This window comes from Microvirga arvi, from assembly GCF_016892765.1.
GTDB classification, from domain to species: domain Bacteria; phylum Pseudomonadota; class Alphaproteobacteria; order Rhizobiales; family Beijerinckiaceae; genus Microvirga; species Microvirga arvi.
This window is the reverse complement of the sequence record NZ_JAFEMD010000021.1, coordinates 21792-36000: the sequence shown is the minus strand read 5'-3', so window position 1 is coordinate 36000 and position 14209 is coordinate 21792. Positions and strand designations below refer to the sequence as shown.

Genomic DNA, 14209 nt, shown 5'->3' with positions numbered 1-14209 from the left:
AAGCCAATGAGCGACGTTCTCAGCCGGATTGAAGCCTATAAGCGCCAGGAGATCGCGGCCGCCAAGGCTGCCGTTCCACAGACCGAGATGGAGCGCCAGGCCCATGAAGCCTCGCCGCCTCGTGGCTTTGCCGAGGCCATCGCGTGCCATCTCGCCGAGGGGCGTCCTGCTCTTATTGCCGAGGTGAAGAAGGCAAGTCCCTCAAAAGGCTTGATCCGGGCGGATTTCGATCCGCCAAGTCTCGCCCGCGCCTATGCCGAAGGCGGGGCGACCTGCTTGTCCGTCCTCACCGACGAGCCGTCTTTCCAGGGCAAACCCGAGTATCTGGCTCAAGCCCGCGAAGCCTCCGGTCTGCCGGCTCTGCGCAAAGACTTCCTGTTCGAACCCTATCAGGTCTACGAGGCGCGGGCGTGGGGCGCCGACTGCATCCTCGTGATCATGGCGAGTGTCACGGACGAGCAGGCGCGGGCTCTGATCGACACCGCCCATGATCTAGGCATGGACGTATTGGTCGAAGTGCATGACCGGGCTGAACTCGAACGCGCCCTGCCCCTCGGCACAAGGCTTATTGGCATCAACAACCGGAATCTTCGCACGTTTGAGGTCTCGCTGGGCGTCAGCGAGGAACTGGCGCCTCTGATTCCGCCCGACCGTATCATCGTCGGCGAGAGCGGTATCTTCACGCTCGAAGACATCACGCGCCTGACCAGGGTCGGCATCCGTACCTTCCTCGTGGGCGAGAGCCTAATGCGGCAGGCGGATGTGGCAGCGGCGACCCGCAAACTCCTGTTCGGCGAGGCTGCATGACAAAGCTCACGCATCTCGATGCGGCGGGCGAGGCCAACATGGTCGACGTTTCGGACAAGGATGTCACGAGCCGCACCGCCATTGCTGAGGGATGCGTGGTCATGCTGCCGGAAACGGTGGCCCTGATCCGCCAGGGAGATGCCAAGAAGGGAGACGTGCTCGGAACCGCGCGGCTTGCCGGCATCATGGCCTCCAAGCGAACCCACGAGCTCATTCCCCTCTGCCACCCCCTTCTCATCTCCAAGGTCAAGGTGGATTGTACCCTCGACGAGAGCCTCCCCGGGGTGCGCGTGAGCGCCGAAGTGAAGGTATCAGGCCAGACCGGCGTCGAGATGGAGGCACTGACCGCTGTTTCCGTCGCATGCCTCACGATTTACGACATGGTGAAGGCGGCCGATAAGGCCATGCGGATCGAGAACATCCGCCTGCGCCGGAAAAGCGGCGGCCGGTCAGGAGACTTTGAGGCACCATGAGCCTGATCTCGGTCGAGGATGCCCTGTCCCGGGTGCTGGCAAGCGTCGAGAAGCCGCTCGCGACCGAGCATGTGCCCCTCACCGCCTGCGCTGGCCGGACCCTCGCTGATGATGTCAGCGCCCGGCGTGACCAGCCACCCTTCCCGGCTTCTGCCATGGACGGTTATGCAGTGCGCAGCGCTGACGTTGCCCAAGCTCCCTCTAGGCTCCGTGTGATCGGCACGAGCGCGGCCGGATCCCGCTTCTCCGGCACTGTCGGGGCCATGCAGGGAGTTCGGATTTTCACCGGTGCACCCGTTCCGGACGGTGCCGATGCCGTGGTGCTGCAGGAGGACACAGATCGCGCTGGCGATCTGGTCGTGGTGAAGGAGGCAGCCCGCCCCAACCGCCACATCCGGCCAGCCGGCCTGGATTTCCGCGCCGGCGACATTCTTCTGCAGGCAGGCCTGCGCCTCGATTCCCGCCACATCGCCCTCGCCGCTGCCATGGGGTACGGGACGCTGCCCGTCCACCGCAGGCCAAAGGTCGCCATTCTCGCCACTGGTGACGAGCTCGTACGGGCGGGTGAGCTGGTAGGCCCGGATCAAATCACGGCCTCCAGCCTTCCGGCTACGATTTTGATGGCCGAGAAGGCCGGTGCCGAGGCTATCGATCTCGGGATTGCTCGTGACAATCTTGAGGTGCTCGAGGAGCGAATTCAAGCTGCCCGAGATGCCGACATCCTTGTCACCCTGGGTGGAGCCTCGGTGGGCGAGCACGACCTCGTGCAGAAAGCCCTGATCCGCCAGGGTATGAATCTCGGCTTCTGGCGCGTGGCCCTGCGGCCTGGAAAGCCGCTCATGCACGGACGCCTCGGTTCGACCCTGCTGCTGGGCCTCCCCGGTAACCCGGTCTCGTCCCTCGTCTGCGCCGTTCTGTTCCTGATTCCAGCGATTCGCGCCCTCCTCGGCGACCAGAATGCGGCCGTCGACCCTACCGAGGATGCGATCCTGGGCGCCGACCTCCCGCCCAACCGGGAACGCCAGGATTACATGCGCGCATCTCTGACCTTGCAGGACTTGCCGTTGAGCCTCGCTCAAGGCCCCACGCGGCTCATGCTACCAGTCGCGATGCCACATCTCCTCCAAGATTCTTCGATGCTGAGCATTCTTGAACGTTCGGACGCCCTGCTCGTCCGCCCACCCCACGCGCCAGCGGCCTCAACGGGCGAGCCTTGCCGGATCATCCGGCTGGAAAGATTTTGCTAGGGCTAGGATTGCAATGATCTATCGAGATCGTACCTGCCCCAGAATACTTTAACTTTAATTTCGAAAAGCCACGCTTCTGAACAGCTGAATGGACTCGCATTTGCAGGCTCTTTTGCTGCGACGGCAATGTGGAATTGCTCGGCAACGCAAATTATGCAACGTTATATATACAGCATAACCAAGCCTTATACAGGCAGAAGGGGCAAAATATGGCGGTTCATATTATCAACGGCAGCGAGAGCGGCGATCAGTTCAATGTTACTGGCCCTCTCCCAGGTGACAGCCTGATCTACAATGGGTTGGGTGGCAACGATGTATTCGTTGTCAATGAGGGCGTAGCGCGAACCAGCATCTACGGCACGAACGGTGCAGGTGACTTCGCGGACCAACAGTTGGATTTCATCAACCTCCTTGGCTCTGCCCACCTTAATTCCATTGTTGGAATTGACGTCTTATCGTTTTTGTCTCCGGCTTCAGCAACAACTCTCAGCTACAATGCCAATAGCTCATTTGGTGTCTCCCAGGTTAACGGTTCCACCTTCGGTGCCGACACAATCCATTTCAGCAGTGCCCCGGAACAAGTCGATCTCGACCTCTCAAAGACAGTATTTGCAAACTGGGGACGGGCCAACCAAACCATTCTGGTTGAGATGAACTCGGATGCCACCAGGATTAATGACGACCGTTTCGTCGGCAGCGCGGCCGGCGAGCGCGTCACGGCAGGCGTGGGCCGCGATCTGCTCTATGGCAATGCGGGTAACGATTATCTCGACGGTGGCGAAGGCATCGACGTGCTCGATGGCGGTGACGGCAACGACACACTCATCGGCGGCGATGACCGCGGCCGCGACGGGCCGAACATCCTGAAGGGTGGCAAGGGCAACGACGTCTACAAGTTCAAGGAAAAAGTCGACATCATCATCGATTCCGGTGGTCTTGACAGCCGCGTCGTCTCGAAGACCACCACCTTGTCATCCAGCGACAGGCTTTTCGAAGGCCTTGCTGCCGATGAGACCCTGAAAGCCAGCAAGACCGTGAACCTCAAAGGCACAGCGAAGGCCAATGTGCTCCTTGGTCATTCGGGCAAGAATACGCTCGATGGACTTGCGGGCAATGACCTCCTCGAGGGGCGCGGCGGCAACGACAAGCTTCTGGGCGGCGCAGGCAATGACCGGCTGAGCGGTGGCTTAGGCAGCGATGTTCTTGAGGGTGATGCCGGGCGTGATGCCTTTGTTTTCGACTCAGTCTTGGGCTCTGGTATCGACAAGATCGCCGGCTTCTCGGTAAAAGATGATACCATCGTGCTCGACAAGTTCGTTTTCACCGCTCTGGGTGCTGGTAAACTTCCTTTCAGTTACTTCGTCACAGGTACAGCGGCGAAAGACGCGGACGACCGGATCATCTACAACAAGACCACCGGCGCCCTCTCCTATGATGCGGACGGCATTGGAGCGGCGGCTGCGGCTATCAAATTCGCGACGCTGGACAAGAATCTGAAGCTGGCGGCCGCGGATTTCCTCATCGTCTAAACATTATTGAACTTCTGAAAACCCGCCTTGGTTGACCTCAAGGCGGGTTTTTACATGGGCGAAGTAATTCTCGACCCCTGCACTGATCAGAGTCGAGTTTATCCCGCTCCATGAGCCCCGTGGCCTTATCAGGTGCAAGACGGCTCTACATCCTCAGCTGGAATACATCCTATATCCAGCAGCGTTCTGCGCACTTCGAAACGAGGCTTTCTTTCCGAACTGATTACACATTCAAGATTCATGGGAAGAATACATCAGAAATCGGCATCGCTCGGGACGCGTTGTCCGGCACATCGTGAAAAAATGAAGAAACAGACTTTTTCCCTGCGGGGAATCTTTGGTTCGCACCTGACACGTGTCGCTTAAAGAGAGAAGCGTCAGTCACCCAGGGTGCGTCCGCTTAAAGGCCGTGCTTTGAAGGTGTACGCGGTTACGGGGTATCAACTGTCGTTCTCTCCTAGCGCGCTTTTGAACGTCTTACCTAGTCGACCTCAACGAAAAATCTTTAATGCTTCGATCTGACGTCCTGTGCACAAAGCCGACAAAACTCATACTGAAGCCGCCAGAATTCAAGAAAGATTGACCCCGGCCCTCCTCAGGAGGGCCGGGGTCGGCCGATGTAACGTTGCTGTCGCAGGTTATATGAAGAACAGCTCCTTCACCGTGAATGCTTTCAAGGCCTTGTTGTTGGTGAAGGTTGCCATCTCGATGGCGGCCTTCGAACCGGAGCCATCGGCGTCGTAGTAGAGGACACGCTTTTTGGCGTCATACACGAAGTAGTCGTCCGCCTGCTTGGCCTTGTCGCCCACGGTGAAGAACTTGCTTGCCATCTTCAAGGGCGCATTCTCCGTACCCTTTTTGATCGAGGCATAGAGCTTCTTGTTCGACTTGAACAGGTCGTTGTCGAGCCAGATCGAGTCGTCCTTGACGCTGTAGTCCTTGATCGTATCGTAATTCACACGCCGATCCGTACTGGCCGTACCAAGCCTGCCATCGAAGACAAACACGTCCTTGCCGGTGCCACCCCAAAGCGTGTCGTTGCCATACCCGCCCCAGAGCTTGTCATCGCCGGCGCCACCAAAGAACGTATCCTTGAAGTTGCCGGTTTTGCTGCCTTTGATGATGTCGTTGAGCGCGCTAGCGCTCCCAACCGTCATCGTCTCAGGATTAAGATCGGCGACATTGATGGTGATGTTTTCCTCATATGAGCGCCCCGTCCCAGACTTGTCTGTCACACGCACTCTGACAACATGCGAAGCGCTCTGTTCAGCATCAAGCATCACGCCGTTGGCAACCACAATCTGATTGCCGCTGATCGCGAAGCGCCCATCAGGATTGACGATTGAGTATAGGAAGCCGCTCGTATCGTCTGGATCTTGGGTGCCCAGCACGGCCGCTGTGGAGCCAATTCCAGCAAGCTCCTGAACAGTGCCACCGCTGAGAACGACGATGTCGCTGGGAGCCTGGTTCTGGGGAACTGTCGCCGGGTTTACTTGTACGGTGACAACCTCGGTATGGGAGAAGCCTACGCCGCCTTTGTCGGTGATCCGCACCCGCACCTGAACATCCGTCGGCTGGTTCACGTCAGGCAGACCAAGTTGGCCCACCGTGATCTCCCCCGTAGTGGCATTCACGGCGAAGTTAGACAGCCCTTGGATTTCATTGCCGTTCCCGTCCACAAGCGCATAGCGGAAATTGCGGTTCGTCGCGACCGTATCCGGGTCGACCACTGACTGGAGCGTCCCTACCAATGCGCCAACCGCAGCATTCTCGGTCATCGCATTCACGATATAGGTAGCGTCGGTGATCGCTTCGTTTAGATCATTCAGATAAACTTTCACCTGTGTTGTATTGGAAGACAAGCCACCGGTGCCATTCTCAACAGCCCTGACGGTCACATTGAAGAACTTGCGCTCCTGTGGAGTGCCGGCATTCTCAACCTGAAGGCTCCCATTGGTCTCATAGTTTTGGGCCCCTCCAATGAAAGTGATCTCGCCGGTCGTTGCGTCGATCGAGAAGAAACCACCTGGATTGTTGGCAAGTTGATAACTGAAGGTGGTGCCACCGACACCATCGTCACTGGACTGAACCCGAGCCACGACAACATTGCCAGCCGCGTTCTCGGTGAGTTCCTGCAGTGTCCCATTCACGATTGTGGGCGCGGTCGGCGGTGAGTTCACATCGGCAGGGTTGACCCTGACAGTGACAACTTCAGTGTGAGAGAAGCCATCACCGCCGTGGTCCCTGATCCGCACACGCACCTGAACGTCCGTCGGCTGGCTCACGTTGGGCAGACCGAGTGCACCGACCGTGATAACGCCTGTGATAGCGTCTACAGCAAAGTTCGATGGACCTTGAATCTCATTGCCATTTTCATCAACCATTATATAGCGGAAATTACGATTGACGGGAGCCGTATCCGGGTCAATTACAGTTGGAGAGCCTGCAACCACCGTTCCAGCCTGCGCGGCCTCGTTCATGGTGTTAGGTGCGTAAGTGGCATCGCTGACCGCCTCGTTCACATCATTGAGGTAGACCTTCACGGTGGTCACGTTTGAGGTCAGACCGCCGGTGCCGCTTTCGCGCGCACGCACCTGCACCTCGAAGAACTTGCGCTCCTGCATAGTGCCGGCATTCTCAACCTGCAGGTTGGCGCCCGTCTCGTAGTTATAGGCTGTACCATTGAAGGTGATGACACCTGTTGTCTGGTTGATCGAGAACAGACCGTTGATTGTGTTGACAAGTTCGTATTGCAGCGTTGTGCCACCCACATTGTCGTCGGTCGATTGAACCGTCGCCACATTCACAGCGCCGGCTTGCTGTTCAGTCAGTTCGAGGACCGTGTTGTTGACGATAGAAGGTGCCGTTGGAGCAGTGTTAGCCGGCTGATCGTCACTCGGGTCATTTGTAAGGTTGATGATAAAGTATTGGCCGCCTTCTGCACCCGCGCTGTCTCTTGCAATAACCTTAATCGTATGGCGCTTCTCGCCAGCAGGGAGCGAGTCGTAATCGATCGTTCCTTTAACCACTAGGGTCCAGACAGGCGCTTGTGCGGTTCCGATGTTAATGATGTCGTACAGCGATGCGTAGGGGGTGGTCGGATCGGTTATGTCGATCCGATAAGTGAATGGACCGCTCCATTGCGGATGATTCCCTTCAGGATCAGTAGCTCCTAGTTGAGCAATCTGGAAGTTTGGAGGTCGGTTCTCTTGAATTGTAACTTGATTGTTGCCTTCGGTGCTTAACCATGCTCTCGGAGCCTCATTCACATTATTCAGGTAGACCTTCACCTGAGTGGTGCCGGACTCCAAGCCGCCTGTGCCACTCTCGAAAGCCTTGACGGTCACGTTGAAAAACTTGCGCTCCTGTGGCGTCCCGGCATTCTCGACCTGAAGATTTGCATTGGTCTCGTAGTCTTGCCGACCTCCTGTGAACCTGATCTCACCCGTGGCTTGATCAATCGAAAATAGATTTCCAGGATTACTGACCAGTGCATAACGCAAGGATGTGCCTCCGACGCCATCGTCGGTCGACTGCACACGAGCGACAAGTGTAGTGGGAGTACCATCGATGTTCTCGTCGATTGTTGCTACGGTTCCTTGAACAACCGGCGTGGTTGGCTGTGTGTTGGTTGGCGTTTCATTGACAATGTCATTTAGCTCAACATCAACGACTACCTGATGTGCAAGTGTCGTACCGTTGTACATCTTGAACGTTACCTGACTGAAGAATGCCTCGAATTGGGGGTCCTCAAAGTCGAAATTAACACTCCCACCGTTCAAGGCGATCAGAAAGTAATCGGAACCTTCCTTAATGATTCCAAAGCGTCCTCCATAATCGTTCTCAGCAACGATGGTGAAATTAGTATTTGGAAAGTCAATGCCAATTAGCTTGCCAATCTTAGTGCCAGAAGAAATGTTCTCATTGATATAAACACCGAAATTGCCGCTCTGCCGACCACCATCGGTAGTGACAGCTTGGATTGTAAGATTCTGAGGCATCTTGTGATTTTCCTTACGTTATCATGTTTCTCTTAGCACGGGCAGAGCCGATCAGCCTTTGGCAAAGAGTTACACTATGAAGAAATGGCCGTTATTCAGGTTGAGATTTAGCCCGAGAGTAGCAAAGTGCCGCGCTGCAACGCCACCGCTTCCATCACTGTCGTAGAACAGCTTTCCTGACTGTGGGTCATAGATAATACGATCCTCAGTACTAAGAGCTGTCGTTCCGATGACGAAGGCATTGATGTCGAGGTTTTTGCCGACGTCGCTTTCAGCAAATGCTGTGAAAATGTCTCGTTCCAAGTGGATCTTGTCAGCAGAAACTTCGAAGTTCGAAATGGTGTCTATATTCGAACTTGCAAAGCGCGAGTCGAAGAGGAAGACGTCTTCGCCCGCACCCCCAGTTAGTGTGTCCGTCTCTGCTCCACCTGATAGGGTATCATTACCATCACCACCAGTAAGCCGATCTTTGCCGCCACCACCTTTGATGGCGTCGTTCCCGCTGGTCCCAGTTACACGCTCTGTAACGATATTTTCGACAGCAACGGTAAAGGACTTCTCAAAAGAGTTTCCTAAACCATCAGTAACTCTGACCGTAAAGGTAAAGTCGCGTGTTTCCAACTGCTCGAAGTCAAGCTTTGTATGGTCCTTAACCTTGATCTCGGCCCCTTCGAGATAAACAATGCCATTCGCATCGTCGATCAGTTGCCAGGTTAGAGTATCTCCGTCAGTGTCTAGTGCCGAGAGAACACCAACATTAAGTTCTGAGCCAAGGTGCTCGCGAACGAAACTGTCGGAGAATTGAATATTCGTTGGGTCGTTGTTGTCAGCAACGATGACGCTCTCAATTCCTCGAAGCGTCAAGAAAGCTCTATATGACTTAATGTCGTCTACAGTGGCGAAGTCTCCTCTGTAGATGTACGCCTTATCCGTGCCACCAATTTGCTGATTCAGATCTTCTTCTATTTGGTGACCCGCTTCTATGCCGCGATAATGGATGTAATAGGTGTCATCGCCCGCTCCACCACGGAGCACATCGGATGCATCGGAATCTCCGTAGAGAATGTCGTTGCCATCATCGCCATTCAGGGTATCGTGACCGCTTCCGCCCTTGAGAGTGTCGTTCCCGGCTCCGCCGGTCAGCGAGTCATTGCCGGTGTAGCCGGACAAGCGGTCGTGACCACCTCCGCCGGAAAGGCGATCCGAGTTTGTTGTCCCGACATAGCTGTCGTTTGCAGCGTCGCTGCCGCTCCAGTTGAACCACCCATCGGAGCCCGTCCTGCGGGTATCCCAGGTTTGCGTATAGAGAGCACCAGAGTCGGTGCGCCAAGTAATCGTGAACCGGCCGTCATTGTGAGAAATGACTTCAGGCGCAAAATCGCCGACGCCTGTTGCGACGACGAATTCAAGTCTATGTGTCGAGCCGTCGATATTCAGCACCTTAGCGCGCAGTGTGAAACTGCTACCATTATAGTCCAGCCAAGCCACGGCTATGAAGTCACCGGGGAGGACGGCTGTGATGGGCTTTTGCTCAGTACCTGTGTTTTCAGGGCTTATGAAATAGTCGTTCGCGATAGACCCGTTTGAATTGTAAACCAGCGCACGGGTTCTTGGGCCCTCTACCCACGTAATCAGATACCGACCACCTGCAAGCGCGGAGACATTTACGTCAGTGCTCTCTGTTGCAGTTGGCAGATTGATTTCTGCACCGATAGAACCGTCTTGGTTGATGATCCGGTATCTTAAGAAGAGGACCGAATAGTCATCCCCTGTTTCCGGATCAACACCTTCGCTAAATTGCTTATAGACAACAACACTTCGGCCATCTGTGAGGGTAGCGGTTTGAACTCCACTCTCGACAACTCTTCCACCAGGAGGACTCGCAGGAGTGTTGAAGCGGAACTCACCCCCAACCTTTTGGCCGCTGGCGTTGTATATCTGGGCTTTGATATCCCCATTGCCTTCCCAAACGACCATATAGCCACCGGCCGATGCGCCTGTGGCAATCGGAACAACCTCCGGATTCTGAGGCGATCCCGTGATGATTGCATTGACTTGAGTTTCACCGAGGGGGAAACCTTGGGGGCTCAGGAGGCTCGTATAAATCCGCCCATCAGATGATGAATAGCTGACAATGAAGCGTCCATCCGGCAGGGTTGTCACAGTAGGATTGCCTAAGCCGCCGCCCGAAGCAGCTGTACTGCTAAGGACGAAGGTATCCCGAATGACTTCCCCGTCGAAGGATGTAAGCTTCGCCTTGATCACGGTTCGCGCGAGAACAGGATCATATTCCATCCACACGGTAGTGTAGGTGCCGTCCGCGTTCTGCACGGCAGTGCTCGGATGAGCTTGACTTGAGAGCGTGAACGAAACGAGGGTTGCCTCGTTCCAAGAAGTTGCTACCCCACCAGCCATGTCGCTCTCCACTCGCAATCTTACTTAATGTAATATTACAGCGTTTATGGCATCAAACCCGAGCGAAAGGCAACCCTCTCCTCATCAAAGGATCAATGTTGGTTTACGGCACTGCTCAAGCCGTAATTCAGGGGGATCTATCAAGAAACCACCCTAAAAAAAATTTGAATGTTATAGAGAGAATATGGTTAACGATTAAGTTTTGTGGTTCTGATATCTGTATTATTCAACATACTAGATGGTATTTAACTGATTTTTAATTGTTCATTGCATTAGTAATGCTTTCAAACGTGGCCTTTAAATTCTTCTCTAGGCATTATGAATTCCGCTTCTGGAGACTTCAACTTTGAAACTAGGTTGCACGCTCCGATGCCTTGCTGAGATGTATGGCAGGTGCGACGGGTTTTGGAACTCCTGCTCCTGCATCGGCCCCACCGCCAATAGGACTGGATAAGGCACTCAATTAGCCTGAGCATCGTGCTTATGCGGGATTAGGCTGGGCGGGCCGCAAGGGCCCCCTAAGGTGCAATCCATCCTCTATCCAACTGACAAATAGCAACAACCTTAACCACACTCTTGCGGAACACAGCAAGAACGGCTACCTTGTTCTCGATTTGTTTCAGAATCGCTCCTCTGAGGAGCAGTAAGGGCCAGCCATGCTGACGCGTAAACAGCACGAATTGCTCCGCTTCATTCATGAGCGGCTGCGTGAAACCGGGGTCCCGCCGTCCTTCGACGAGATGAAGGACGCGCTCGATCTCAAATCGAAGTCCGGCATCCACCGCCTGATTACGGCGCTCGAGGAGCGCGGCTTCATCCGCCGTTTGCCGAACCGTGCGAGGGCGCTGGAAGTCATCCGCCTTCCCGAGAGCACCAGCGGTGCCGGCAGCCAAAGGCGCTTCACGCCAAGCGTGGTGGAAGGCGGTCTGGCCGGAAAAGCGAAGGCCGCTCCCCCGCCTGCTTCCGAACAGCGCGACCGTGAAATGTCGATCCCGGTCATGGGCCGGATCGCCGCCGGCGTACCGATCTCCGCGATCCAGACCCGCAGTCATTCGATCACCCTCTCGGGCGACTTCCTGGCCCAGGGCGATCATTTCGCGCTTGAAGTGCGGGGTGATTCCATGGTCGAGGCAGGCATCCTCGACGGCGACCTCGTCGTGATCCGCCGGCAGGACAATGCCAACACAGGTGACATCATCGTCGCGCTGATTGACGACGAGGAAGCAACCCTGAAGCGGTTCCGGCGCCGAGGCTCCTCCATCGCGCTGGAAGCGGCCAACCAAGCCTACGAAACTCGCGTGCTCGGCCCTGACCGGGTCAAGATCCAGGGCAAGCTCGTCAGTCTGGTTCGTCGCTACTGACGTCGTCTTCAGGAAGATCCTGCTCAGGGACTGGTCTTGCCGACCTTCTCCCCTGAGCAGGCAATCCTTCGGCCTGCCTGGCATGGGTTGACGGGATGCCGGACCAAGTCATCACCTCCCGCCCCTTCCGCACGGACATGACCTCGATGCCTTGAGGCCCGAAGTGAAGTGTGGTCGCCCCGCGCGCGCTCAAGGCTTCCCTGTCCAGCAAGAATGGGGGCCGGCATGTCGACGGGGCCTGCAGGCGCGTGATGATCACACTGACCCGACGACAATCCTCCTCGAACGCCGCATAATCCTGGACGAAGGCGACAGGCCATCTATGTCCTGTGAGGACAACGCATCCGGCGCTGTCGCATCGGGTCTCCCGTCTCAGGCTGGAATCGTCGGTATTTCTGCCATCGCCATCGGCACGCAGCCATTGCTCGACCACGAAATCGGATGGGCGTCCCACGAGGGCAAGCCGCCCGTTGCCGCTGCGAACGGCAGCACCGGCTCCCTCTCGATCGATAAAGATGTCATATCGATGCGGCACGGCGGCAAAGGCAAGTCCTGCACCAGCAGGAAAGACGGCCAACCAGCGGAGGGCGGAGGCCGGGATGGTCAGAACGAGCAGGCCGAGGCTCAGAAAGGCCAGAGCGCCGACACCTAGCGCAGGCACCACGATTGTCGAGCCGCTGAAGCCACCGACCCAGGCTGAGACCTCAAGCACTTGCTCGACTGCAGCGCCCATCACCTGCCAGACCGGGCGGTCGAGGCCAAATGGATAGGCCAGCACGCCGAGAACGGCTGAAGGCATGACCACCAGCGAGACAAGCGGCAGAGCGAGCGCGTTGCCGATCAGGCCATAAGGGTTGAGCGACTGGAAGTGGTAGGCGGCAAAGGGAGCGGTGGCGATGCTCGCGACCAGCGTCGTCGTCACGAGCCCGAGCATTGCCTGACCAGCCCAGTGCAGGCCTCTTTCCACAAGGGCGACGGAGCCCCTTTCCGCTCGCCTCCGATGCATCAGCGGCACGAGGGCCATCATGGCGGCGACAGCTCCGAACGACATCTGGAAGCTTGGACCCAAAAGCGCCTCTGGCTCGCGGGCGAGCACGATGAGGGCAGCGATCGAGAGATTGCGGATGCTCAGGGCAGGACGGTCGACCAGCACCGCGCCGAACATCACGAGCGTCATGATGAGCGAGCGCTCGGTGGCAACATCGGAGCCTGAAAAGACGCAGTAGATCGTCGCTCCGATCATGGCTGCTACAGCGGCGATCTTCTTGACCGGCCAGAGCAGCGCGACACTCGGCGCCAAAGCCAGTAGTGCCCGCACGAGCCAGAAGAAGGTGCCGGCCGCCAGCACCATGTGCAGTCCGGAGATCGATACGATGTGATAAATCCCCGCTCCGCGCAGGACATCGTTCGTGGCCTCCGGAATGAGCCCGCGCTTGCCTGTTACAAGCGCAGCGCCAACGGCACCGGCCGCGCCGCCGATCGACGAAGCGATGCGTTGGGTCAGTGCATTGCGAGCTTCGTCCACACGAGCCCCCAGCCACAGGGACCAATCCTGTTGCGGCGGCGGATCAAGGCGCCGTACAGGCCCGACCATGGAGCCCACGGCGCCGATGCCTTTGTAATAGGCGTCGCGGGCGAAGTCGTAGCCGCCGGGCCACGCCGCTTCAGGGGGCGGCAGCAGGCGGGCTGTACCGGTGATGAACTGCCCAGCCCCCAGCCCTGCCCCGTTGCGCACGGAAGCACGCACGAGACGTGGACGTTCGGTCACTGCCACGTCCTTCATCTCCGCGACCCGAATGAGAAGCCGCTGCCCTTCTTCCCGGTCCTCGACCGCCTCGATAAAGCCCGCGATGGTTGTGATGGTGATGCGGCTCAAAGCTGGAGCCGCCACGCTCCGGGCGCGGATCACACCTGCCGAGAAGCCCGCGAAAAGGGCCGCAAAGGCAATCAGCGCCGTCAGAACAGGCATGTTCCTGCGCAGTGCAATGCCTGCCGCAGAGCAAAGGCCGAAGGCTCCCAGCGGCGCCCAGAGAGCGGGTTCCCCGTCGGCCTGGAAGAACAGGAGGATGCCGCTGCCAAAGCACACGGCGATCCAGGGGAATAGCCGGCGCTGCTCGATCTCGCGGGCAATGCATCGGGAAACCCAGCCTCGGCCATCCCCGAGCCTCCATGCGATGCTGATGCCTGAGGACCAAGGCAAAGCCATAACCCGCGCAGCGCGGCGCGGGATCCTGCGGGGCACTTCTTGGTTGTCCTGCATCGTGGCTTCGGCTTAACGCGGGTTCCGTTGCATGCTAGACGACCGCACGCTCCGGCCCAAACCGCCCTGTGGATTGAGTCGGATGATGCTGCGGATTTGAAGCCGCACGGCCCAAA

8 protein-coding genes are annotated in these 14209 nt (G+C 57.2%); 5 read left to right on the top strand and 3 right to left on the bottom strand.

The genetic code is table 11. The features are described 5' to 3' along the window. Positions 1-6 precede the first annotated feature (6 nt). From trpC to ILT44_RS14765, 4 genes are all read left to right on the top strand, one after another. Positions 7-807, top strand: coding sequence for an indole-3-glycerol phosphate synthase TrpC (trpC, locus tag ILT44_RS14780; RefSeq protein WP_204240367.1), 801 nt, complete (start codon positions 7-9; stop codon positions 805-807). Next, a complete protein-coding gene (gene moaC, locus ILT44_RS14775; protein ID WP_204240366.1) occupies positions 804-1280 on the top strand; it encodes a cyclic pyranopterin monophosphate synthase MoaC in 477 nt (158 codons plus the stop codon). The genes trpC and moaC overlap by 4 nt, the downstream gene beginning before the upstream one ends. Further along, positions 1277-2527, top strand: coding sequence for a molybdopterin molybdotransferase MoeA (locus ILT44_RS14770; RefSeq protein ID WP_204240365.1), 1251 nt, complete (start codon positions 1277-1279; stop codon positions 2525-2527). Before moaC ends, ILT44_RS14770 begins: the two co-directional genes overlap by 4 nt. A gap of 209 nt (positions 2528-2736) precedes the next feature. Continuing rightward, complete coding sequence (locus ILT44_RS14765; protein ID WP_204240364.1) at positions 2737-4056, top strand: calcium-binding protein; 1320 nt, start codon at positions 2737-2739, stop codon at positions 4054-4056. A 638-nt stretch (positions 4057-4694) separates the two neighbouring features. Here ILT44_RS14765 and ILT44_RS31640 read toward each other — a convergent pair. Both ILT44_RS31640 and ILT44_RS31635 read right to left on the bottom strand, forming a co-directional pair. Next, positions 4695-8057, bottom strand: a complete 3363-nt coding sequence (locus ILT44_RS31640) for a hypothetical protein (protein WP_204240363.1) — start codon at positions 8055-8057, stop codon at positions 4695-4697. Positions 8058-8126: 69 nt separating this feature from the next. Next, the gene (locus ILT44_RS31635; RefSeq protein WP_204240362.1) at positions 8127-10472 is read right to left on the bottom strand and encodes a calcium-binding protein; all 2346 of its coding nucleotides are present in this window, start codon (positions 10470-10472) and stop codon (positions 8127-8129) included. A 656-nt stretch (positions 10473-11128) separates the two neighbouring features. On the opposite strand from ILT44_RS31635, the gene lexA reads away from it, so the two are divergent. Next, positions 11129-11833: a transcriptional repressor LexA gene (lexA, locus tag ILT44_RS14750; protein WP_204240361.1), complete on the top strand. Its 705-nt coding sequence runs from the start codon at positions 11129-11131 to the stop codon at positions 11831-11833. On the opposite strand, the gene ILT44_RS14745 is transcribed toward lexA, so the two are convergent. Beyond that, the gene (locus tag ILT44_RS14745; protein WP_204240360.1) at positions 11811-14093 is read right to left on the bottom strand and encodes a ComEC/Rec2 family competence protein; all 2283 of its coding nucleotides are present in this window, start codon (positions 14091-14093) and stop codon (positions 11811-11813) included. The two genes, lexA and ILT44_RS14745, sit on opposite strands and share 23 nt — an antisense overlap. Positions 14094-14209 lie beyond the last annotated feature (116 nt).

Coding starts and splice junctions, on each gene's coding strand:
- ILT44_RS31635 (WP_204240362.1), bottom strand. CDS start 10,472: ATGGCTGGTGGGGTAGCAACTTCTTGGAACGAGGCAACCCTCGTTTCG.
- ILT44_RS14745 (WP_204240360.1), bottom strand. CDS start 14,093: ATGCAGGACAACCAAGAAGTGCCCCGCAGGATCCCGCGCCGCGCTGCG.
- moaC (WP_204240366.1), top strand. CDS start 804: ATGACAAAGCTCACGCATCTCGATGCGGCGGGCGAGGCCAACATGGTC.
- ILT44_RS14770 (WP_204240365.1), top strand. CDS start 1,277: ATGAGCCTGATCTCGGTCGAGGATGCCCTGTCCCGGGTGCTGGCAAGC.
- trpC (WP_204240367.1), top strand. CDS start 7: ATGAGCGACGTTCTCAGCCGGATTGAAGCCTATAAGCGCCAGGAGATC.
- ILT44_RS31640 (WP_204240363.1), bottom strand. CDS start 8,057: ATGCCTCAGAATCTTACAATCCAAGCTGTCACTACCGATGGTGGTCGG.
- lexA (WP_204240361.1), top strand. CDS start 11,129: ATGCTGACGCGTAAACAGCACGAATTGCTCCGCTTCATTCATGAGCGG.
- ILT44_RS14765 (WP_204240364.1), top strand. CDS start 2,737: ATGGCGGTTCATATTATCAACGGCAGCGAGAGCGGCGATCAGTTCAAT.